This is a genomic window from Mesorhizobium sp. Mes31, assembly GCF_024519675.1.
Classification (GTDB): Bacteria; Pseudomonadota; Alphaproteobacteria; order Rhizobiales; family Rhizobiaceae; genus Mesorhizobium.
The window spans coordinates 63,109-85,480 of the sequence record NZ_JALJRL010000026.1 but is presented as its reverse complement, the minus strand read 5'-3'; the positions used below and the strand labels follow the sequence as shown (position 1 = coordinate 85,480).

The following is a 22,372-nucleotide window of genomic DNA, read 5'->3' as shown; positions in this document are numbered from 1 at the left end:
ATCACGAACTCAAATCAATGGGAATCCTGAATCCCTTAAAACGCGACACGCTTTAGATCAAACCCTTGGAAGAGGGCGCGGTTATTTCGCGAGCACGCGGGTCGACGGAAACGCGACTTCGACCAGGGTTCCTTCTCCCGGCGTCGAATTGATGGTGAACCGGGCGCGGTTCGCCTCCACCATCGCCTTGGTCAGCGGCAGCCCAAGCCCGGTGCCGTCGCCGCGTCCGCGTTTCAGGGCGTTGATCTGCTTGAACGGCTTCAGCGCCTGCTCGATCTCGGCCTGGCTCATGCCGATGCCGGTGTCGCGCACCCGCATGACGACGTCGCCCGACGTCTCATAGGCGGTCGAGACGATCACCTGGCCGCCAGCCTGGGTGTAACGGATGGCATTCGACAGGATGTTGAGCGCGATCTGGCGCACGCTGCGCAGGTCCGCCACCACTTCCGGCAGTCGCGAAGCGAAGCTGGAGCGGATGATGACGCGTTCGCGGTTGGCCTGCGGCTGCATCATTGCCACCGTCTCTGCCAGCGTGTCGTTGAGCGACACGGCCTCGTAAGCCATCTCCTGCTGGCCGGCTTCGATTTTCGAGATGTCGAGCAGGTCGTTGACCAGATCGAGCACGTGATTGCCCGAGCGGTTGATGTCGCGCAGATAGTCGCGGTAGCGGTCGTTGGCGACAGGGCCGAACTTCTCGTCGACCATCAATTCGGAAAAGCCGATGATGGCATTGAGCGGCGTGCGGATCTCGTGGCTGATGCGGGCCAGGAAATCGGTCTTCTGCGAGGACGCGCGTTCGGCCACCGCGCGCGCTTGCGTCAGGTCCTCTTCGGCCCGTTTCCACTGGGTGATGTCGCGCACCACGGCACAGAAGCCGCTGTCGTTGGGCAGCCGGCCGATGGTCATGAACAGCGGAATGAAGCGCCCTTGCGCCTCGCGCCCGATCACCTCGCGGCCGTCATTCATCACACTCGCCACGCCGGGCTCGGACAGTCCGTTGAGATAGTCGCGCGCCGCGCGCTGGCTTTCGATGGCAAACAGCGAGGCGAACGGCTTGCCGGTCACCTCGTCGCTGTCGAAGCCGAACAGCGCTTCGGCCGGGCGGCTGATCGAGCGGATGGTGCCGTCGCGGCCGATCAGCACGACGCCGTCGGTCGCGGTGTCGATGATGGTGCGCATCTCGGCGATGCGTGCCTTGAGCTCCGAAACGTCCGGCTGTGTCTGCTCGTCGCCGACGGCATGCGGGGCTGCCGGCGCGTCATCCTCGCCGGAGCGGCGCACGACCAGCATCAGCGCCTTGCCGTCGCGCCAGGGAACCGAGCGCAGGATGGCCTCGATCGGGAATTCCTCTCCGCCACGGGTCTTCAGCCGCAGCGCACGATCGGCGCCGTCGGAGGAGCCGTCATCGGCGTAGGGATCGGCAAACAGTGCGCCGAGGCCGCCGGCATCCGCCAGGTCATCGAGCGCCTCGTAGCCGGTCAGGTTGAGGAATTCCTCGTTCGCATAGTGCAGCTGATCGCCCGAATGGATCAGCAGCGGCACCGGCAGCTTGCCAAGGAGCGAGGTGTCCGGGCCATGGTTCTCATCCCCGGCCGAAAACGCCGACGGCACGAACCCTTCGACCTTGAGCGGCGGCACCTGCAGGCGTGGCTGCTCGACGCGCGGCTCCGGGGCATTGCTCGCGTTGTCAGTCTCCTCGGCGGACGCAACGGCCTGTTTATCGGGTGCGGCGGCGTCCTCGTCGGGCTGCGCCCAATCCTCATTGTCCTCGGCGTCGCGAAAATCCGCCGACGTCATGCTGTCGTCGTCCGCAGCCGGGTCGTTCACCTGTGGTGTGCCGCCGGCCGCGGGTTGTGCTTCAGCGTCGCCAGCCTCGGTTTTGGCTGGACCTTCCGTCGCTTCCGCAGATACCGGCGCATCGTCGCTGTTGTCGGCGACATAGGTCGGTTCATCGTCGCGGTCGGCAAGGTTGAGCAGCGAGCCCGAAGGACTGGGCCGGACGGTTTCCTCTCCAGCCGTCTCATCTGGATGGTCGCCGTCGAGCCGTGCCAGATCCTTCTCGTCCTCGGCATCGATATCGGCGGGCTCGGCTGCGCTTGCCTCGTCCGCGGCGTCAATCGCCGGCTCGAGGTCCGCATCCACTGGTCCGGCATTCGGCGTGGCGGCATCCTCTGTCGAGCCGCCATCTTGCGTCGACACGATCGTGCCGGCGGCCTCGGATTGCGGCTCCGTCTGGACTGCTGGCGCCAGCTCGGGCTTCTCGGCCTCTGGTGGCTCAACTGGGGAACTGTCCTTCTTCAGCCGCTCGCCGATCTCGCGGAACGCGCTGCGTTCCAGCGTCGACAGGCCCTTGTCGTTGGCTGGCTGCCGATGTTCGGCCAGCCGGATCACCTTGTCGGCAAAGCGCCGCTCCGGTTTCGGCACGATGGTCAGCGCCGGCACCTCGCCCTTGAAGGGGTCTGGCGTCTTCGGCGTCTCGGGCGCGGGTTCGGCGGTTTCTTGCACCGCCGGCGCATGGCCATTGGGAACGAGCGCCATGCCGATGGCCTCGGGATCGACGACCGCGTCGCCGGTGCGGGCAACGCCGAAGCCGCGGAAACCCTCGAAGGCACGGCTGCGGCCATAGACCGGCAGGGCGGCCAGGTCGACAGGTATCTTGAGATCGGTACCGACGACCGGCCACAGCACGGAGCGGCCGGACCAGGTGTCGCGCCGCTCCAGCAGACCGGCGATCTCGCCGGAGGCATCGAGGCCGAAGGCTGCAGCGACATCCTTGAAACGCCGGCCGATGATGTCGGCTGCGGGCTTGCCGACGATCTCGGCGAATTCCGGCGACAGCGCGCTGAACCTGCCGTCGGCATCGGTGCGCCAGACGAAGCGTATCGGCGCCGCGGCGCGGTCTATCGCCGGGGCGGCCGGAGTCGCGGTCGGCGAGGGGGCATGGACGTCATTGCGTCTCGTGCTTTCCTCGGGATTCTCCGGGACGGCCTCTTCGGCCCGCGCTTCGGGTTCGGGCGGTCGGCGCGCCTGTTGCCCCTCGTCGGTGTTGAAGTACCAATGATCGTGCTGCGCCGGCGTGTTCCCTGCCGCCGGAGCTTGCCCGGCCGCGTCGGCGGTCTCATGCAGTTCCGATGCCGGGATAGTTTCGGCCGGTTGCGTGGCGCCCGGTTCGCCCACAAGTGTCTCGGTGCGCTGGCTCGGCTCCGGCTGGACTACAGCGTCGCCAGCCGGCGCGGCCTCGGCAATGGATTCGGGGCGTTCGCCGGTCGTGGTCCCGTCGTCGAGTTGGTCCTCGTCGATCACCACCAGCAGATGCCGTTCCTCGGTCAATCTTGCGAGACCAGCTGGAAAGGAGGCCGTGCGGCCCGGAACGAGGCGCTTGACGATGCGGTCGCTCTCCGCTGCGACATCAGCGACGAGGGCAGCCAGCGTGCCGGGCAAGATGCCCAGGGCCGAAAACCCTTCTGATGCCGCCTCGATGTTGCCCTTGGCATCGATGAAGGCGATGAAATGACCGTCTTCGGTGAAGCCGCTGATGGCACGTGTGGCGATCTCGCCGGCGCTGCGCGAGCCTGTCTGCGCCGCCGGCACCGCCAGCATGATCGCTTTCTCAGCGTCCGGCATGGTCACCGCGCTGGCCAGGAAGCCGACCGCGCGGCTGGTCATGCCGGTTGCCAGCCGAACCATGATGGCGCGGTCGCGGCCGATCTCGGGAAATCCGCTGGTCGCCATGATCTGGCGTCTGGCGATCAACGGCAACTGCGCCGAGGCGCCGATAATGGCCTCGATGTCGGGATAGCCGAACATCGCCGCACCTGGCCCGTTGGCCCAGATCACCTGCTCCAGATCCTCCGACAGGATCGCGATCGCGTCGCCGGCAGCAAAGCGCTGGCGGACCGCATCGAGCACGGCGACGTCGAGGAAGGAATATTCGGACGGCATGCGCTTGGCGAACCCTCACGGAGCGGCGAATTTGCAGTTAACGCTTTGTTAATAAAAGCCGGCGGCGCGAAGGTCCACAAGCCAGAACGTGCAAAGGCCGGAATTTGGGCTCTTGGTTAACGGCCTTAAAGAATTTATGGTGCAGTGCAACAAAGATATTGCAATGCACAAAATTTGCCTTTATATTGCCATCATAACTGAACGAGACGGCTTTCTGTCAAAGCCGCTGCCGCTGAAAAGGATGGAAAAATGTCCAGGACCAAGACCGCCGAGACCATCGAAAACGTTGAATTCCCGAGCTTCGACGCTTCCAAGGCCACCGACCAGATCCGCGCTTTCGCCGAAAAGGGCGTTGAGCAGTCGAAAGAGGCCTATGCCAAGCTGAAGACCGGTGCCGAAGAGACCCAGAAGGCTCTGGAGTCGAGCTACGAGACCGCCAAGACCGTTTCCAGCGATCTGTCGCTCAAGACCATTTCCGCCCTGCGCGCCAATGCCGAGGCCGGCTTCTCGCATCTCGAAGCCCTGATCGGCGCCAAGTCGCTGTCGGAAGTCGTCGAACTGCAGACCGCGTTCCTGCGCAAGCGCGTCGAGATGACCGTCGAGCAGGCCAAGGACTTCCAGACCGTTGCCACCAAGGCAGCCGAGGACGTCTCCAAGCCGATCAAGACCGCCTTCGAGAAGGCGATGAAGGAAATCAAGGTTGCCTAACATTTACGCATGATCGGAAGATGCAACAAAAGGTCGCATTTTCTTAAAAACGATCAGGCATATGATGGTAGCCATCAAGGAATACCCGGCGAGTGGAACCTCCTCCCTCTGCTCCCCGGGGTGACCAGCCAGCACCTCCTCCCGCTGGCTCGTAACAGGAAAAGGCCGGCACCTCCTCCCGCCGGCCTTTTTCTTTGTCCGACGAAAAGTGGATGCCGTTGTGGGGAAGCGACCTTTGCCGAGCAAAAGTCTTGAATTAAGATCCATTAGCCCGTAAGGACGCATCGCCGAACGACAGAGCGGATCACGGAGAGTGAACTTTCCACCTTGGTCTGGCTCAGCAAACGTGCCGTTGTAGCTCAGATGGTTAGAGCGCCGGATTGTGGATCCGGAGGTCGCTGGTTCGATCCCAGCCAACGGTACCACTGGCTTTCTTGCTAAAGCATTGAATTTATTATAGAATTTTCGATCGCTGGTGATCACTCTTGCGGCTATTTCCTATTTTGTGTTACCTATTGTGTTACTTATTGTGATACAAATGGTGCATCAGAGACGTGGGAAGACGACGCGAACAGCATGATCCCGACCGCTTCCTGCAACTGAGGGGCGATCATTTCCATTACTACCGCCGGGTGCCCAGAGAGGTCAGGGACCTCGACGTGCGTGGCGTGTTCGTGCGCCGCGCCCTCGACACCACAGACCGCATAAAGGCGCGCACCGCCCGAGATCTCCACGAGGCTGCTGACAATGCTTTGTGGGCTTCGTTGATGCTGGGTGAAAATCCACAGGCGGCGCGTATCCGATACCGCCAGGCCATCAAGCGCGCCGAGTCTCTCGGATTCGTCTATCGACCGCTAGCCGAGATCCTGGTCGCCGAGCCCCTGGATACCATCCTGCAGCGGGTAGAGAGCACCATAGGCGAGCCTGCCAAATCACAATCTGTCGACGCGGTCGGCGGCGCGGTCGCCCGTCCTGACGACAAGATCTCGGAAGCGCTGAAGCTATACTTCAACGAGATTGCCCGCGACGAGATCCGCACAAAAAGCCCTGACCAGAAGAAGCGCTGGAAGGCAAAGCGCGAAATGAGCGTCGATGTTTTCATCGGCCTGGTCGCCGACAAGCCAATGAGCGAGATCACGCGCGACGACGCGCGAGCGGTGCATAAATATTGGCTGGACCGTGTTGCGCCCGACAAAGGGCGACCGGACCGTTCAGCGTCGACAGGCAACCGAAACATGGGCAACCTTCGAACCCTCTACGCCGACTACTTTCGCCATCTCGGTTTCCCCGAACAGAAGAACCCCTTCGCTGATCTGTCATTCGCCGACAAGTCGAAACGCAGTCGACCGCCGTTCCCGACCGACTGGATTCGCGACAAGATATTTGCGCCTGGCGCGCTTGCGGCACTCAATGATGAGGCGAGGGGAATCGTGCTTGCGTTCGCTGAGACAGGCGCCCGACCAAGCGAACTCGCGAACCTGCATGCCGGTGTCATCCATGTAGACCACGAGGTGCCGCACATTTCGGTCGAGCCACGCGACGATCCCGACGATCCACGAGAGATCAAGACTGCCTCGTCGGTGCGCAAGGTGCCGCTGATCGGCGTGGCGCTTGAGGTGTTCAAAAAGCATCCTAACGGCTTCCCACGCTACAGGGATCGCGAGGCGTCGCTGTCAGCCCTGCTCAACAAGCACTTCAAGAGCTACAATTTGTTCCCGACCGACAATCACACCGTCTATTCACTGCGCCATTCATTCGAAGATCGCATGAAGAACGGTAGGCTGGACGAAGAGCTTCGGCGCATGCTGATGGGCCACACGATCGATCGTCCGAAATATGGCGAGGGCGGCGACATGAAGATGTGGCAAGAGGAACTTATGAAGATCGTGTTGCCGTTCGATCCTGGGATCGTATGACACGCTGACGCACTGCGGCGAGGAGTTCCTCCTTCGCTCGATGATCCTGCAGGGCGCGTTCAAGATAGTCGTACAGCGGGAGCCATGTCTCGCCTTGGTCGCCGCGCGCGACGATTATCTCGGCCACGCGGTCGAGCGCTCGCTCAATCCGTTGCACGGTGATTGGCTGAAGCGTGGGCGAATATCGCCTCACTGCTTCGCCTTTCTGCAAGACCAGGAATGTAGCATGGCCTATGCGTAGGCGGACTTTCCTGGCGCAGTGAAGGGCCTGCGTTCGGCTCGGGCTGTAATCGGCGGCTGCGGCGTGCAAATGGGAAAGGCTCTCTGCCCATCGGGGTTGGTAGCGGGAGAGCGCTACCGCCTTTCCCCCCACTCATCAGATCGGCAATTCCTGCTCCGTTGTCTTGGATGAGGATCCATTAGGCACCTCTACTCAAGATAGGTATCTCAACTCAAAGGCAGGTGCCGGCTATCGCGCTTACAACCGATACCGGGACTTAAACGCCCCGGCTGTATGAAACAGAAACCGTACATGGTTCCGCGAAAACTCGACCTTGAGGTGCTTTTGGACGCTATACGGTCGGCGAACGGATAACGGTCATTATCCGACATTGGCATACCTTGTCACAAAACGGCAAACGGTGCTCCATAGCGAAAGCGTATAGAGCGCATTTGAAAAATGTATTACCTCCAACGTCCTGATTGCCCGATAGTCCTCCCCGGGTTCCACTGAACTCAGCGTGCCCACGGCTCAACGCCCGGCACTAAGGGAGGATAAATTGACGACATTCGCAACCATGTTGCGATCGCTTGCTGTTGTCGCAACGATCGCTAGCGTCACCCCTGCATTTGCCGGTGGCGTGGATGAGCTGCCCAAGAACATCCAGGATGAGCTCTATAACAAAGACATGATGGATCCGATGCAGCCGCTCGCGGAAAGCGCCTACCGCGACTGGAAGCCCAAGAAGGGTCCGCCGTGGACGATCGGCTACGCCAGCTCCTATGCTGGTAACACATGGCGCGCCGACGTCATGAAGCGGCTCCAGGAAGAGATTATTCCGAAATGGAAGAAGCTCGGCCTGATCAAGGACGTGATCATTACCCAATCCAATCTGAACGACTCCACCCAGATCCAGCAGATGCGGCAGTTGGTGGACCAGGGCGTCGACGCGATCATCGTCTGCTGCTCGAACCCGACGTCACTGAACCAGACCGTCGAATACGCCCACCAGCGTGACGTCCCGGTCTTCTCTGCAGTTGGCTACCTCACTTCGCCTTATGCGGTGAACACTTCGGCGAACTTCGTCGTGGGTGGCAGCATGCTCGGCGAATGGATGGCCAAGCAGATCAACGGCAAGGGCAATGTCCTGGTGGTCGAAGGCATTCCGGGCGCGTCTGCTTCGGACTCCCAGAACGTTGGCGTTTTGAAGGCGCTGGCAAAGTATCCCGACATCAAAGTCGTGGGCCAGGTTGCCGGCATGTGGACGGACCAGGTTGCCCAGTCCGAGATCCAGAAGTGGCTGGCCACCAATCCGGGCGATCTGAACGGCATCATCATCCAGTCGGCGTCTGAACTGGGCGCCTTGCGCGCGCTGCAGCAGAGCGGCCGCGATATGGTCCCGTTCTCGATCGGCGGTGAGATCGGCGCGCTTTGCTACTGGCGCAACAACAAGGATTTTGTCTCACAGGCGATCCACGCCTGGCCTCCGGGCGACGACTTCGAGTTCGGCTGGAACGTCATGATGCGCACGCTCGAGGGCCAAGGCCCGAAGATCCAGTCGATCCTGACCAAGCCGCAGACCATGTCCTACGACCAGCTTGAGAAGGCCGTCCCGGCCGATTGCAGCGAAGATTCCGACGGCTGGTACAACGTTGGTGCCCAGAACTGGGCAGGCAAGGATTACCTGGACCAGTTCTTCCTTCGTCCGGCCGATCCTGAGGCCTTCAAAGCGAACTGACCAAAGCAGGTCTGGCCACCCCGTCGATGACGGGGTGGCATTTGTTTTATTCCGTGCAAGTCTAGCCGATCAACGTCGGCCAACTGGACCTATGATGTCGTACACCACTGTTGAACTCTCATCGGTCAGGAAGACCTTCGGGCCGACTGTGGCGCTCGGCGGTTGCAACCTGACGGCCTATGCGGGGGAGGTTCACGCGATCATTGGTGGCAACGGCTCGGGCAAGAGCACGCTGGCGAAGGTCATCTCCGGCGTGCTGATACCGGACAGCGGCCAGGTGTCGATCCTTGGAAAGTCGGCAACGTCTCCGCACGAGGCGCGCCTGCTGGGCATCTCAAATGTCTTTCAGGAGGTGCTCGTCGCGGACGAGTGCTCGGTGCTGGATAACCTCTATCTGGGCGCGGATGGCCTTTTGGGCTCGTCCATGAACCGGGAAGAAAAAGAAGCCAAGGCATCCGCATTGATGCGCGAACTCCTCGGCTTTGACATCGACCTCTCCGGGTTAGTGGGCGAACTGCCCCTGAGCGTCAAACAATGGGTGACGATCGCCAGGGCCCTTCTGACTGATCCCAAGGTCCTGATCCTCGACGAGTCCTCGGCCGCGCTCGACTTCGATTCCACGGAAAGGCTGTTCCGCAAGATGCGGCAGCTCAAGCTGCGTGGGGCAAGCATCCTGATCGTCACCCATCGCATCGCCGAGCTGGTGCGTATCGCCGACCGCGCGACGGTTTTGCGCGATGGCGTGGATGTCGGCAAGCTTGCGAAAGAAGAGATTACCGAGGCCAGGATTCTCGAACTGATTGCCGGTGCCGAACGCAGCGGCACAAACCGTGATCAGCCTTTGCCGACGCGGCTCGGCGATCGGCCGGTCCTCCGCGCAACCGATTTTCGGGTCTGGCCAGACGCTGCCTTCGTCAATTTCGCCTTGTATCCTGGCGAAATCGTCGGGATTACCGGGCTGGACGGGCAGGGGCAGGCGGATTTCGTAAGATGCATCGCTGGCATCCAGTCTCCGATCGCCGGCCGTTTGGTCGTGGTCAATGACGGCAAGGCCAGCGAGGTCACGGATCTCGCATCGGCGCGACGCAATAACATCAGCTATGTCAGCGGCGATCGCAAGAAAGAGGGCATCTTTGCCAATCTGAGCATTTACGAGAACCTGCTGCTTCCGGTGTATCGCGAATTTCGGTCCGGCGGGGTGCTCAACTTCATTAACCGCACCAAGCTGACGCCGGTGTTTGAGTGGGAATCCAGCAAACTGGCCGTCAAGATGGGGAGCCCGGAAAACCTCATCACGTCGCTGTCCGGTGGTAACCAGCAAAAGGTACTGATTGCCAGGGCCTTCGCGGAAAAGCCGGTGGTTCTGGTGCTCAACGATCCTGCGCGCGGCATCGACGTCGGGGCCAAGCTCGATCTCTACCGCAACCTCAAGGAATTCGCTGCGCGCGGCAACGCCGTGGTCTTCCTGTCCAGCGAGCTGGAAGAATTTCTGAACCTGTGCACGCGGGTTCACGTGTTTCGCAATGGCGCCATCTCGGCGGATTTCGAACCGCCTTTCGATGGCCATGCCATCCTAAACGCCATGTTCGGCCGTCGCGCGACGGCGCGCTTGCCCGGCGAGGCCGCTAACGAGAATGGCCCAGGCAACCCGGTCACGGTGGCCGAGCCCCACAATCCCAGACTCGAGCAGGGAAGGCCAGTGCCGAGGCCTGTGACGCTGTTGAACCAGGAGGTATACCATATGGCGGCAACCCCGTCTTTCATGCTGAGTTGTCCTGATATCGCGCCGGGTAGCGTCATCCCGCACCGGTTCGCCGAGGACAACCGGCTTTCGCCGCGACTCGTTTGGTCAGGGCCACCGGAAGGCACGCGCAGCTTTGCCTTGGCCGTTACCGATCCTGATCTGCCGGAAGCATTCAATTTCCCTCGCTCGTTTGCGCACTGGCTGGTGGTGAACATTCCTGTCGAGGTCCGCGAGCTCCCAGAGGGCGCCAGCGGCAGCTTGCGGTTGCCGCACGGCGCCGCGGAGTTCAACAGCGACTTCGTGACATTCAAGATCCCAGGGTTCGGCAAGGGATATGGCGGCCCTTGGCCACCGGACCGGGCTCACCGATACTTTTTCACGCTCTACGCGCTCAAGGTGGACAAGGTCGAGTTGCCAGTCGACGCCGATCTTGGCGCATTTGCGGCTGCGGTCATGCCGGTGGCGATCGATGCCGCATCGTTCGTGGCAGTCTACGGGCCAGCAAAGAAGTCTCTGCCCGCGTAAAGACCGGGCATGGTAATTCCCCAATCAGGAGGATCGCATGAGTAGATATGGAAGCAGGAGCAGCTTTGATTTGGAGTGGATCGAGCGATGGGCAAGGAAGGTCAATGACGACCGCATCTTGCCGGTCGTAGGGCGGTTTTTTACGAGCAAGTTCGTGCTCGGCTTCGACGACACGGAATATCTCGTCGACGTCCGCGGCGGCAAGATCCAGAAGATCGCGCAAGGTCTCACGCCCAATGACATGGGAGTCGAATTTTGGCTCAAGGCGCCGAGCAGCGCTTGGTCGAAGTTTGCTCAGGAAATCCCACCGCCGATGTTCAACGACATCTGGGCGATGGCGCATCCGCTGCACAAGCAGCTGATCATCGAGGGCAATTCGCTCCCCTTCTGGCAGAATCTGCGGGCGCTGACGCGCATGCTCTCGCTGATGCGACAAGTTTAACGGCAGCGCAGGAGAGTTGTCATGAATACACACGATCCAATCGTTGGGCGCTACGTCTACGTCCAGTGCGAAGGCAAGACGTACCGCACCTATTACGAGGAACACGGCGAGGGCATTCCGATGGTCTGCCTGCACACGGCCGGCACGGACGGACGCCAGTATCGGCACCAATTGTGCGACCCGGACATCAGCCAGAATTTCCGCGTTATCGCTTTCGACATGCCCTGGCACGGCAAGTCGATCCCGCCGGCAGACTTTCACCTGATGGAAGACGAATACAAACTCACAACCAAATTCTACTGTGAGTTCATCGTGGCGTTCTGCCGGGCCCTCGATCTGCGCAAGCCGGTCCTCATGGGCCAGTCGATGGGCGGCAACATCTGCCTGGCGCTGGCATTGCGCTATGAAAACGAGTTTTCGGCCTTTATTGCACTCGAGGCCTGCGACTATTCCCCGGGATGGTGGATCGATCCGTTGCATCACCCCCATATCCATGGTGGCGAGGTGGTCGCGACCTCTGTATTCGGTCTGATGGCACCGCAGTCTCCTGACGATTACCGGTGGGAGACCTGGTGGTACTACGCGCAGGGCGGCCCCGGCATCTTCAAGGGCGACCTGTATTTCTACAGCGTCGATTCGGATTTCCGCGACCAGTGCCAGAAGATCTCCGGAAAGGTGCCGATCTACTTCCTCACCGGCGAGTACGATTTCGCCTGCACGCCCGAAATGACCCAGCGCACTGCCGAAAAGGTGAAGAATTCGGAATGCGTCATCTTCGGCGGTGGGCACTTCCCGACGTCGGAAGATCCGGCGAAGTTCAAGGAAGTCATCACCCCCGTACTGAAGAAAATCCTCAGCGCGGATCCGGAACGGCGCGGCCAGGGAGGCAATGCCCTGTCGGGGCGCAGCATTTCCGAAAGCCGGTCGTCCTCTCGCAGCGAACGGCCCAACGAGGGCCGGAAGGTCATTGAGTTCTAGGTTGCATTGGCAACGAAAGACAAATGTTGATGTCGCAGTCCAGGGGTTCCCAAAACACCTACCTGTTGGTCCCGATCCTGCTGATCGCGCTGCTCCTGAGCACCGCGGTCATCAGGGGGCCGAACCTTGTGTCCTTGTCGGGGTTCGGTAGCGCGATCATCGTGTCGGCCCCCCTGATCCTGGCGACATTCTCACTCATGGCTCTGGCTGTGGCGGGACGTGGGACAGTCGACCTGGCGGTCGGACCCTTGCTCGCCTTCATCAACGTCACGATCGTCAAGCTCAACGGCCTTGGCATCGTCACGGGTCCCTTTGGCGTCTTTCTGGTCGCCCTGGGGATTGGCGTTCTCTATCAGCTCTTCTTTGCCCTCATCATCATTTTCGTGCGCGTCCAGCCGATCATTGTGGCGCTCAGTGGCTTTCTTGCCCTGACCGGCATCAACCTCGTCATCCTCCCAAGACCCGGCGGCACCGCACCGGACTGGATGTCGACCTGGGGCCTCGGCAACACGATCTTTTCACCGATCCTGCTGATCGTGCTGCTGGCTATCGCGGCCTGGCTGCTGTTCACCATGACCTCGTTCTACGCGAATTTGCGTTTGATGGGCTACGATGAGCGTGCGGCTTATACGAGCGGCGTCCGCATCAATGTGGTGCGGATCGGTGCCCACATCATCGCCGGCCTCTTCGTTGGCCTTGGCGCGATCTGCTATACCGCGCTGATCTCTTCTGGAGATCCGACACAGGGTACGACCATGACGCTGACGGCGGTGACCGCCCTGGTGCTGGGCGGGGTCAGCCTGTCCGGTGGACGCGGTGGCGTGGCAGGCGGGCTGCTGGGCGCGCTCAACCTCTTTCTTATCGGCTATGTTCTTGCCACGTTTAATTTCGGGTCCACGCAAGCCTTTGTGACGCAGCTTTTCTATGGGCTGATCCTCGTTCTGTCGCTCCTGCTGACCCTGCTGGTCCCCGTCATCGGGCGATACCTCCACTTCATTTCACCCTTTGCGGCCTTCGTGGTCCTGGGCTGCGTGGTCGTCGGGATCATGCTGTACGTCAGCACCCGCGATACCTATGACGTGGCGGCCGTCGCCGGCGAGGCTTTCAAGTCCGATCCGGAAGTGATGACTCGCTATCTGCTGCTGCCTGTACAGTCGGGAAGCGGGCCGGCTCTGCCCGATCTCACGCCGCTGCAAAAGATCGTCTTCGGGTTCGCCGTCATCTTGGCCTTGCTGACGTTCACTGTCCGCGTCATCGTAGCTGAAGCGGTTTCCGTGCGCCTTGGCGCCTTCATCTATGTTTTCGTCTCGGCACTCATCCTGCTCCTGTTCCTGGTCGTCGGCGAGCAAAGCCACGCGGCCGGAATTGTGGCGACAGGACAATCGTTGGGGATCGGGTCATGAGTCAGACTTTCGCCGGCGGCAGCCGTAGTGGCGGCCTCTTCATCCCACATTCGCGCGCCTTGGTGTGGCTTAACCTCGCCGCCACATTCGTGGTGGCCGCAATCAGCTTCGGCCTGGGGTTTTGGCAGGGGCTCAGCGCCCAGATCGTCATCCTCTACACTATCGTTCTGGCCGCCGTGCTGTTCTGGCTGATCAACTACGTAGCCGTCATCTTCGAGTCCCGATCTTCATCGCTTGAAACCGAGACTGCAGCCCCGGCTGGCGCCGGTGGCGTCTGGGCCGGCAACCGGGCCCTGATCATCACCATGGCGGTGATGCTGATCGTGTATCTGCTGATCACGGCCACGGTCCCGTCCTTCAGGTCCCTTGGCAACTTGATCGCCTTCCTGCTGCTGGAAGCAATCCTGGTCTTTGCGTTCAAGGTCAGCAGCCGCTTCGCCCATGGCCGCAGCGCCTTTATTGGGCTGATCGTGCTGCTGGCGCTGATCGTAATCAGCTCCTTCACCATCAACGGGTTTCTCTCCGCCGCCAACATCAAGGCAATTCTGCTGTTTGCAGCGTTCCTGGGCATCGCCTGCGTCGGGCAAACGCTGGTGGCGTTGCTGGGCGGTTTGGACCTCTCGATCCCGTTTGTCATCGGGTCTTCGAACATCGGGCTTCTGTTCCTGATCGGCCTTGGCGTCCCATCGGGGCTGGCCGTCATTTTTGTGCTAGTGATCGGCGCCGCGTTGGGCTTTCTCAACGGCGTCCTGTCCTACCGCCTGCAGGGCCAGGCTCTGATCCTGACGCTCGGCATGGGCTTTTCGATCGCCGGTCTCGTCCAGATCCTGACCAGCATCGGATCTTCGTTCGGTGGCAACGTCTTTGGGACTGTGCCCAAGTGGCTCCAGAACCTTGCCGCCATGAACGGTCGCACCTTCGGCCTGGCAGTCCCGCCGACAATCCTCCTGTGGATCGTCATTGCGATCATCGTTATTGTCGGACTGCGCTACTCCGCCTTTGGCCGGTACATCTACGCCCTGGGCGGCAATCGCCGCTCGGCCAAGCTCATCGGCGTCTCCGAGTTCAAATACTGGACCATCGCCTACACCATCAGCGGCTTCTCGGCCGCCCTGACAGGATGCCTGTTGCTGGGCTGGAGCGGCGGCGGGTTCATCGGGGTCGGCGACCAGTATCTTTTCACAACCCTGGCCGCAGTCGTGATCGGCGGGACGTCGCTCATGGGCGGGTATGGCGGGTATGGCTATACCGTGATCGGGGTTCTCGTCCTGCAAGTCCTGAGCGCCTTCCTGATTGGCATCGGGCTCAAATACGAATGGCAACAATTCATCTTCGGTCTTCTGATCCTGCCGATGGTCGCGCTCTACGGCCGCGCCCCTCACATCAGAGCCCAGGTCTAGGGAAAGCCCATGTTTGGAACACTCTTTCAGTCGAGCGCCGTGGTCAGCACCGCGCTCAGCGTTGCAACCCTTGCCATGTTTGCCACGGCTGCCCTGGCAATGCTGGGCCTGACATGGACGTCAGAGCGCTGGCGGGTTTCGCTGGCGCTGTCGGCCGTTGCGCTCCTGGCGTCGGGCCTTGAATACTATGCTGCCTCCAACATCTGGCTGGCGGGCCAGCAGCTCAGCGCCGCCTCACGCTACGTCGCGTGGTTCGTGGTTCAGCCGATCCAGGTCGCATCGATGTTTTTCTTTGCGAGCATTGCAGGGAAAGTGCCCGTGGGCGTGTTCTGGCGGACACTGGCCGCGGCAATCCTGATGGTGCTCGCCCGCTACCTGGGTGACGCACGGATCTTCAACCCGACCCTTGGCGTGCTGCTGTCGATCGCCTTCTGGCTCTATATCCTTGGCGAGTTGTATTTCGGCGCCATGTCGGATGCCATCAGCAAGTCTACGCGTCCGATCCGGCTCGGCTATTTCTGGATCAGGCTGATCATGACGATCGGCTGGGCAATTTACCCGATCCTGCATTTCGTGGACGTCGTTATCGGCACCGGGCACGTGGCACCCATTATCGTGCTCTACACCATTGCCGACCTTATCAATCTCATCGCCGTCTCAATGATCGTCCTCGCCGTCGCTGGCGAGGAGCGTTTCTGAAGGCTGTCAATCTTCGCGCCGACGTGCTCGGCGCTCGCGGTTAAGTGGAGGATCTTCCCATGAATGGCTCAGATGTGATCGCAGTCGTTATTCTCGTAACGATCATCATCGCGATCGGTGTCTATCTGTTGCACTGGCTCTACAGACACTCGTCCAAAGACCAGTCCTTCGTCCGTACCGGCCTCGGCGGCGAGCGGGTGGTCATGGGTGGCGGCGCGCTGATCATCCCGATTGTCCACGACATCACGCGCGTCAACATGAACGCGATCCCGGTGGAGATCCGGAGGCTCGGTGAGCAATCCCTGATCACCAGGAACAAAATGCGCATCGACATCATCGCCGAGTTCTTCGTGCGGGTGGTGCCGACGGAAGCTGGGGTGTCGACTGCGGCCCGCACCCTCGGTGACCGCACCCAGAACCCTGCCGCGCTGAAGGAGATCGTTCAGGGTCGGTTCGTCGACGCGATGTCGGCCATCGCCTCCACGATGACCATGGATGAAATCCACACCAACCGCGGCCGCTACATGAGCGAGGTGGCCGCCCTTGCGGCGACGACCCTGGGGTCGAATGGCCTTGAGCTTGAAAACGCCTCTCTGACGAGCCTCAACCAGACCGACATCTCCGTGTTTGATCCCTCCAATGCGTTCGATGCCGAAGGCCTGACGCAGTTGACCGAGCAGATCGAGGAGCGCCGCCAGCTTCGCAACCGCATCGAAAACGAATCGCGGATCGGCATCAAGCTCAAGGATTTCGAGACCGAGCAGCGGGCTCTGGAGATCGAGCGCGACCTCGAATACGCCCGCATCGAACAGACGCAGGCGATCGAAATCCGCAAAGCCGCCCAATTGGCCGAGATTGAGGCCGAGAGATCAAGCTCCACAATCAGTATTCAGAACGCCAGGATCCACAGCGAACAAGAAGGCGAGCGGATTCGTATCGCCAAGGACCGGCTGATCGATTCCGAACGGATCAACACTCAGTCGGAGGTGCGGTCGCTGGAGATCAAGAAGCAGCAAGAGACTGAAATGACGGAGATCATGTCGCGCCGCGAGCTCGAGATGCAGAGGATTCAGAACCGCCGGGAAATTGAGGCGGAGCGGATCGACAACGAGCAGCATGTGAAGGAGTCTGAAATCCGTTCGCGTCAGGAGCTGTCGATCATCGAGACGACGTCATCGGCAGAGATCGACCAGGCCAAACTGGAGACCCAGCGGATAACCGAGTCGCACCGTATTGAAACCGATAAAACCATTGAATTGCTGGCCGTGGCGAAGTCGAAAGAGGTTCGCATCAGCAACGAACTTGCCGAGGCTGACCAGGAAAAGGCGCGCCTGAAGAAACGTTACGATGTCGATGTCGAACGCTTGAGGGTCGACGAGGAAATTGTGCAGCTCGAGATCGAGAAAAACCAGAAGATCAAGCTCGCCGAGACCAAGGCGTTTCAGGAGATTCAGGACGCCTCGATCACCGCCAACCGACAGATCGACGAGTTGCGCATCGCTGCGCGGAAGTTCGTCGATAAGTTTGAGATCGAGCAGCAGAAGGAAGTCGAAATCGTCGACAAGGAGCGCCTGATCGCAGTGATCAACAAGTCGATCGAGGAAGCCTACGCAAAGACCGAGGCCGCGGAAGCTCTGAAAAAACAGGTTGAACAGGAAGAGCAGGTCAACAGCGTACGCGAAGAAGAAGTGGCCGAACGTATCAAGCGGATCGAGCTCATTCAGTCCTCGTCCAGGGTCGAGCGTGATGCCCAACGCGTCGTTTCTTCGGCAAAGGCCGAGAAGGAAGCCACGGAACTCAGGGCGCTGGCGGAAATCGCCGAGTCCAATGCGGCCGAGGTCCGCTATGCCAAGGACGCCGCCGGGCAGCGCATGCTCAACGAGTCCGAAAACAGCCGTTCGGATGCCAGCAGACGCAGTGCCATCTACGAAAACCTCGTCAGCAATCTGCCGAGCATCATCCGCGAGACGGTCAAGCCGATGGAAAACATCGAATCGATCAAGATCCTCCAGGTCGATGGCCTGCCCGGCATCAACAGTCCTTCCGAGAAGGGCGGCGGCGATGGCGGCTCGGGCGGCGGCAACATGACCGATCGCGTCGTGAATTCCGCAATGAAATATCGCACCCAGGTGGCCTTCGTGGACGGTCTCATGAAGGACTTGGGACTGCCGATCGAGAACCTCGGAAGCGCCGGCGGCATGTCGTTCCGCAACTTCCAGGGTCCGGATGCGCCGAAGGATAAGGACGACTGAGCGCGTACGAAACCAGCGAGAGCAACCGATGACCCCGCTCGGCAAAAACGAAGCGCTGGACCGCCACGCCTTGGTCATGGCCTGCTGGTTGGCAGCGGCCTTGCCCGCCGCGATCCTGTTTGAGTATGGATTCGGCCAGGGCGGAACACCTTATATCCTTGCCGGGTTCGCGGCCATTCTGGCGGGCTTTGTCGCCCACGTGATCGTCAATGTGGTTTACGGGACGGGTTTCTCGCCCCGAGAACTAGGGCTCGGCCTGGTCATCTACGGACTCGCGCTGGTGCTGTTCGTTGTTCTGTCGCTGGTCAGCACGCCGTTTGCCGCGCACAACTTCTTGCCGCTGAGCATCGGTTTTATCACGACGGGGGCCGTGTTCGTTTTCTACCTGATCACCCGGTTCGGGGCACGGCAGGCCTTCGAAGCGTTCGACGTTATCCGGGACTTCCGTTCGGATGACCGGGATTCAAAACGCTCGCCGGGAGACCATATATGACCCCGCTCTTGGTTTCCGTGCTCGGCATTGTCGCGGTCCTGGGCCTTTACCTTGCCACCATCAGCGGCCGTCACACCCAGCAACCCGGTGATTTCGTCGACGCGGGCCTGGCATTGCCGCCATGGGTGATTATCTTCGCCGGCGCCGGCATCACCTTGGCCAGCCTTAGCCTTCCCGATCATCTGATGTTGCTCGCCACCTTCGGCCTTCAATATAACCAGGTCGCAGTCGGTCTCATCTGTATCGCCCTTTGCGCCGCCATCACGCAAAAGCGGGTCTGGCTTGCCGCCCGGCTGACCTTGCTGCGCACGCTTGGTGACCTGCTGGGCGATTATTTCGGTAGCACGACGCTTCGCATCTATTTGCTGTTCGTACTGTTCCTTTTCAGCATCCCCTTTGCAGCGATGTGCCTGTCTCAGGCGGGTGCCCTGGTGAGCGCCGCGACTGCCAACGACGTTCCGTCCGGTCTCGCAATCTGGTCGATCGCGTTCGTCCTGTTCCTCTGCAGCGTGATCGGAGGCTGGCGCGGGATTGCCTATCTTGTCGCCGCCCAGTCCCTGCTGGTCCTGGCCCTCATGATCTTCTTCGGCGGTTTCACGGACTTTACGCTCGACAAATTGGCATTCGCCGCCAACGGGATTGGCACAGCCAGCGGTGTGCTGCCGGACAAGATCCCGGGCGTGATCCAGTTTAGCGCCGGCATAGGCAAGGAGTTGCCGGCCGGGGGGCTCTGGACCACCCTCGCGGGACTGACGTTCGCCCTGTCTCTGGGCGGCATCGCGATCAGTCCCGGCTTCAGCTTTCTGGGCGTGACAAGTGCGCCGCGCCGCGGCCTTGCATTTGGCCAGGTCTGGATGATCGCGGGCCTCGCGGCTGGCGCCCTGATCCTGATCGGGCCGGTTCTGGCCGCGGAGATTGCGGCCAGTGGCTCGCTGACAGCCTTCACGACACGACTGGCAACGCTCGATCCGATGGTGGCGGTGGGTTTTACAGTCCTTCTGGTCGCGTCGGGCCAGATCGCCGTCGCATTCTTTGCCGGATCCGGTGCATCGGTCTGCACCATCGAGCTGACATCACGCTACATCATCCCGGGCATGGACCAGCGCTCGATGCGGTTTGCCGCGCGCGTGACCCTGGCGCTCGTCTACGGAGCTGTCGCCGCCGTCGCGAGCTATGCGCCCCTCAGCGCGACAATCTTCTCATCCCTCACGCTCAGCCTGTCCATACAACTGCTGCCTTCGGTGCTCGGCTTGTGCTGGGTGCGTTGGATCAGCCGCAGCGGTGTTCTGGCCGGTTTGATTGTCGGAAGCCTTTGCGTGGTGTTCACCGAGAGCTTTGGACTGGTGCTGTTCGAGCGGCTCTTCGTCGACCTGCCATGGGGTCGCTGGCCCTTGTCGGTCCATTCGGCGGGATGGGGACTGGCGACCAATTTCACCGCGTGCCTCCTTGTGTCCCTATTTACGCGCAGCGGCGCCGAGCGGGATCGCAGGGATCGCCTCCACGACGCTTTCGAGGAGAGCCAGCCGGCGCGTAACGGGAGCCAGGCGGCCATAACGGCCAAATGGGCCCTCACGCTTCTGTGGGCGTTTTTCGCGCTCGGCCCCGGTGCAATCCTCGGCAACACATTCTTCAGCGAGCCGATTTTTTCTGGCGCGGTGGTGGCGCCGGGAGTGCCTTCGCTGCTGATCTGGCAGGTCCTGTTCTGGTTTGTCGGCGTATTCATCGTGTGGTGGCTGGCCTATCAGGGACGCCTGTCCGTTATCGATGAACGTCCTCGCCACAGGATCGTCCTCGTGCCGGACGTGAACCCATTGTTTGAGCCAGTTACGACCCCGTGGATCGCACGGCTCCTCGACCGCGTGACGGGCCGGTAACTGGGGCAGGGCATGGAAGGCATCGACCTCAGGCGTCTGCGCTATTTCATCGCGGTTTGCGAGCACGGCGGCTTCTCCCGTGCGTCCCAATCCATAGGGGTCGCCCAGCCGTCCCTGACGCGACAAATCAAGCTGCTCGAAAAGGAAGTCGGTATCTCGTTGATTAACCGAAGTGGGCGCGGTGCTGAGCCCACGGCCGAAGGACGGTTCCTCCTGGGCCAGTCGCGCCTGCACATCGATGGGCTCGATGATGCGGTCCGTGAGGTGCGCGAGCGCTCAGATAAGCTCAAAGGCGAGATCTCACTCGGAATATGCCCGACCATCGTACCGCTGTTTCTGGAGGACATCCGCAATTTTGTCGAAGCCCAGTATCAGGGTGTGACGCTGAATGTTGTCGAAGCCTACAGCGGCGACCTTGCCAGTCTCATGCGCGGCGGCCGGCTCGACGCTGCGCTCACCTATCGGCCCAGTGCGCCGGATCAACTCGACATCCTCGATCTGTTCGCCGAGCGCCTCGTGCTGGTAACCTCTTATGCCCGCGCCCAGGTCGACGCGCCGCGCCAGTTGGGAGACATCAGCCGGTTAAAGTTGATATTGCCGAGCGAAATCCATGAATTGCGGCGGATCATCGATCGGGTCTACCGCGAGCGGGGCATCACGCTGCAGCCGGAACTCGAACTCGACTCGCTCAGCGCCGCAAAAGCTGTCATCGCGGACAAAACCACCCAGTACGCAACCATTCTGCCGCACTCGAGCGTGACGCGCGAAGTGGCCGGGCACGTGCTGAGCGCTTATGCGATCGCCGACAGCGCCATGGCCCGCACCATTGCCGTGGTGCGGCCCAAGGGAGGCAGTCCCCGGAACGTGGTGCTCACTGCCTTGATTGATGAAGTCCGCCGGCAGGCCGGACGGATCAAGAGATCCATGGACAGCGCCGACGCGGTCTTGCTGGGACAGGGATAGACGGACGGCCGCTTTTTGTCGTTGCCTCAATAACGAAATGTTATACGCTAGCCCTCCGCAGAGCGTAGGGAGCCGTTTTGGACCTTCGGCAGCTAAGATATTTTTCCAAGGTCGTGGAGAGCGGCTCGTTCTCGAAGGCCGCGACGCAGCTTCACGTGGCGCAGCCCGCGTTGAGCCAGCATGTCAGGCACATGGAAGAGGAGCTTGGCCTTGCTCTCCTGCATCGCGGGCCACATGGCGTCAGTGCGACCGAAGCGGGCACGCGGCTGATGGTGCATGCCAAGCGCATCCTTGCCGAGTTTGCCGAAATTAACGACAGTGTCCGGGGCGCCGCCATCGCTCCTCGCGGCGAAGTGCGCTTCGGCCTTCCGGGTACAGTGAGCGAGCTTCTCGCGGCGCCCTTGATCGAGGCCGCCCGCGAGCGGTTCCCCGAGGTGCGCATCCGCATCGTTGAGGCGATGAGCGGCTACATTCTGGAATGGTTGAAGCGGGGGGAGGTTGACCTCGCGATGATTTATGCAACTTCGGATCCCCGGGGGCTCGCGGTACATCACGGCTTGTCCGAGGAAATCTGTCTCTTTGGCAGCCCGTCGATGCAGGGCCAGGCCGACTTGCAGGGCTCTTCTGTGGAGCTTCGCGACGTCGCCGGATTGCCCCTCGTTGTGCCAGGCCCAGGCCACGGCCTGCGAGAACTGATCGAAGCCGTAGCAACGTCAGTCCAAGTCGCCATCAACCCGGCGATCGAAATCGACTCTTACAACCAGATCAAGCGATTGGTGACGCGGCGGATCGGTTACGGCATACTGCCGCGGATGGCGATCAACGCTGAGGCGCAGGCCGGGCTGTTCCGGGCGTGGAGTTTCCAAAACCCGCCGATTACCCGGAAAGTGTACCTGGCTTACTCCACGGAACGGCCGTTGCAGACAGCGCCCCGCGCCGTCGGGCAGCTGTCGTGGGAGATCCTTCGCCAGTTGGTCAAGGACCAGGTCTGGAGCGCCGAGCTATCCGACGAAAACCAGCGGCCCGACCTCTTCGGCTAGGGTTCTGCAGGCGGGCGGCCGACTGTACGGTTTCG

General features: G+C 61.2%; 16 protein-coding genes and 1 tRNA gene. 16 read left to right on the top strand and 1 reads right to left on the bottom strand.

The features are described 5' to 3' along the window. Positions 1-81 precede the first annotated feature (81 nt). Complete coding sequence (locus NR193_RS30050; RefSeq protein ID WP_256754307.1) at positions 82-3,942, bottom strand: PAS domain S-box protein; 3,861 nt, start codon at positions 3,940-3,942, stop codon at positions 82-84. Positions 3,943-4,191: 249 nt separating this feature from the next. Here NR193_RS30050 and NR193_RS30045 point away from each other — a divergent pair, with 249 nt between their 5' ends. The 16 genes from NR193_RS30045 (at position 4,192) to NR193_RS29970 (ending at position 22,337) form a co-directional block, all read left to right on the top strand. Continuing rightward, positions 4,192-4,650 carry a phasin gene (locus tag NR193_RS30045; RefSeq protein WP_091582756.1) on the top strand — a complete coding sequence of 153 codons (459 nt, stop codon included), beginning with the start codon at positions 4,192-4,194 and terminating at the stop codon, positions 4,648-4,650. 348 nt (positions 4,651-4,998) lie between these two features. After that, positions 4,999-5,075 (top strand) — tRNA-His (locus tag NR193_RS30040). A gap of 129 nt (positions 5,076-5,204) precedes the next feature. Further along, the gene (locus tag NR193_RS30035; RefSeq protein WP_256754306.1) at positions 5,205-6,566 is read left to right on the top strand and encodes an integrase; all 1,362 of its coding nucleotides are present in this window, start codon (positions 5,205-5,207) and stop codon (positions 6,564-6,566) included. 40 nt (positions 6,567-6,606) lie between these two features. Next, positions 6,607-6,807: a hypothetical protein gene (locus NR193_RS30030; RefSeq protein ID WP_256754305.1), complete on the top strand. Its 201-nt coding sequence runs from the start codon at positions 6,607-6,609 to the stop codon at positions 6,805-6,807. A 556-nt stretch (positions 6,808-7,363) separates the two neighbouring features. Then, complete coding sequence (locus NR193_RS30025; RefSeq protein ID WP_375162754.1) at positions 7,364-8,524, top strand: ABC transporter substrate-binding protein; 1,161 nt, start codon at positions 7,364-7,366, stop codon at positions 8,522-8,524. A gap of 94 nt (positions 8,525-8,618) precedes the next feature. Beyond that, positions 8,619-10,793 (top strand): YbhB/YbcL family Raf kinase inhibitor-like protein, encoded by a 2,175-nt coding sequence (locus tag NR193_RS30020; RefSeq protein WP_256754303.1) that lies wholly within the window; start codon positions 8,619-8,621, stop codon positions 10,791-10,793. Between the two features lie 70 nt (positions 10,794-10,863). Beyond that, on the top strand, positions 10,864-11,235 hold the full coding sequence (locus NR193_RS30015) for a hypothetical protein (RefSeq protein WP_256754302.1): 372 nt from the start codon (positions 10,864-10,866) through the stop codon (positions 11,233-11,235). Positions 11,236-11,256: 21 nt separating this feature from the next. After that, on the top strand, positions 11,257-12,213 hold the full coding sequence (locus NR193_RS30010) for an alpha/beta fold hydrolase (RefSeq protein ID WP_256754301.1): 957 nt from the start codon (positions 11,257-11,259) through the stop codon (positions 12,211-12,213). A gap of 23 nt (positions 12,214-12,236) precedes the next feature. Beyond that, positions 12,237-13,616 carry an ABC transporter permease gene (locus NR193_RS30005; RefSeq protein WP_256754300.1) on the top strand — a complete coding sequence of 460 codons (1,380 nt, stop codon included), beginning with the start codon at positions 12,237-12,239 and terminating at the stop codon, positions 13,614-13,616. After that, complete coding sequence (locus tag NR193_RS30000; protein ID WP_256754299.1) at positions 13,613-15,016, top strand: ABC transporter permease; 1,404 nt, start codon at positions 13,613-13,615, stop codon at positions 15,014-15,016. The genes NR193_RS30005 and NR193_RS30000 overlap by 4 nt, the downstream gene beginning before the upstream one ends. A 9-nt stretch (positions 15,017-15,025) precedes the next feature. Beyond that, positions 15,026-15,715 (top strand): bacteriorhodopsin, encoded by a 690-nt coding sequence (locus NR193_RS29995; RefSeq protein ID WP_256754298.1) that lies wholly within the window; start codon positions 15,026-15,028, stop codon positions 15,713-15,715. Positions 15,716-15,774: 59 nt separating this feature from the next. Then, positions 15,775-17,967: a flotillin domain-containing protein gene (locus tag NR193_RS29990; protein WP_256754297.1), complete on the top strand. Its 2,193-nt coding sequence runs from the start codon at positions 15,775-15,777 to the stop codon at positions 17,965-17,967. A gap of 28 nt (positions 17,968-17,995) precedes the next feature. Further along, on the top strand, positions 17,996-18,460 hold the full coding sequence (locus NR193_RS29985; protein WP_256754296.1) for a hypothetical protein: 465 nt from the start codon (positions 17,996-17,998) through the stop codon (positions 18,458-18,460). After that, positions 18,457-20,334, top strand: a complete 1,878-nt coding sequence (locus NR193_RS29980; RefSeq protein ID WP_256754295.1) for a hypothetical protein — start codon at positions 18,457-18,459, stop codon at positions 20,332-20,334. Before NR193_RS29985 ends, NR193_RS29980 begins: the two co-directional genes overlap by 4 nt. A 12-nt stretch (positions 20,335-20,346) precedes the next feature. Then, positions 20,347-21,297 (top strand): LysR family transcriptional regulator, encoded by a 951-nt coding sequence (locus NR193_RS29975; RefSeq protein ID WP_256754294.1) that lies wholly within the window; start codon positions 20,347-20,349, stop codon positions 21,295-21,297. 77 nt (positions 21,298-21,374) lie between these two features. After that, the gene (locus NR193_RS29970; RefSeq protein ID WP_256754293.1) at positions 21,375-22,337 is read left to right on the top strand and encodes a LysR substrate-binding domain-containing protein; all 963 of its coding nucleotides are present in this window, start codon (positions 21,375-21,377) and stop codon (positions 22,335-22,337) included. The last annotated feature ends 35 nt before the right edge of the window (positions 22,338-22,372 follow it).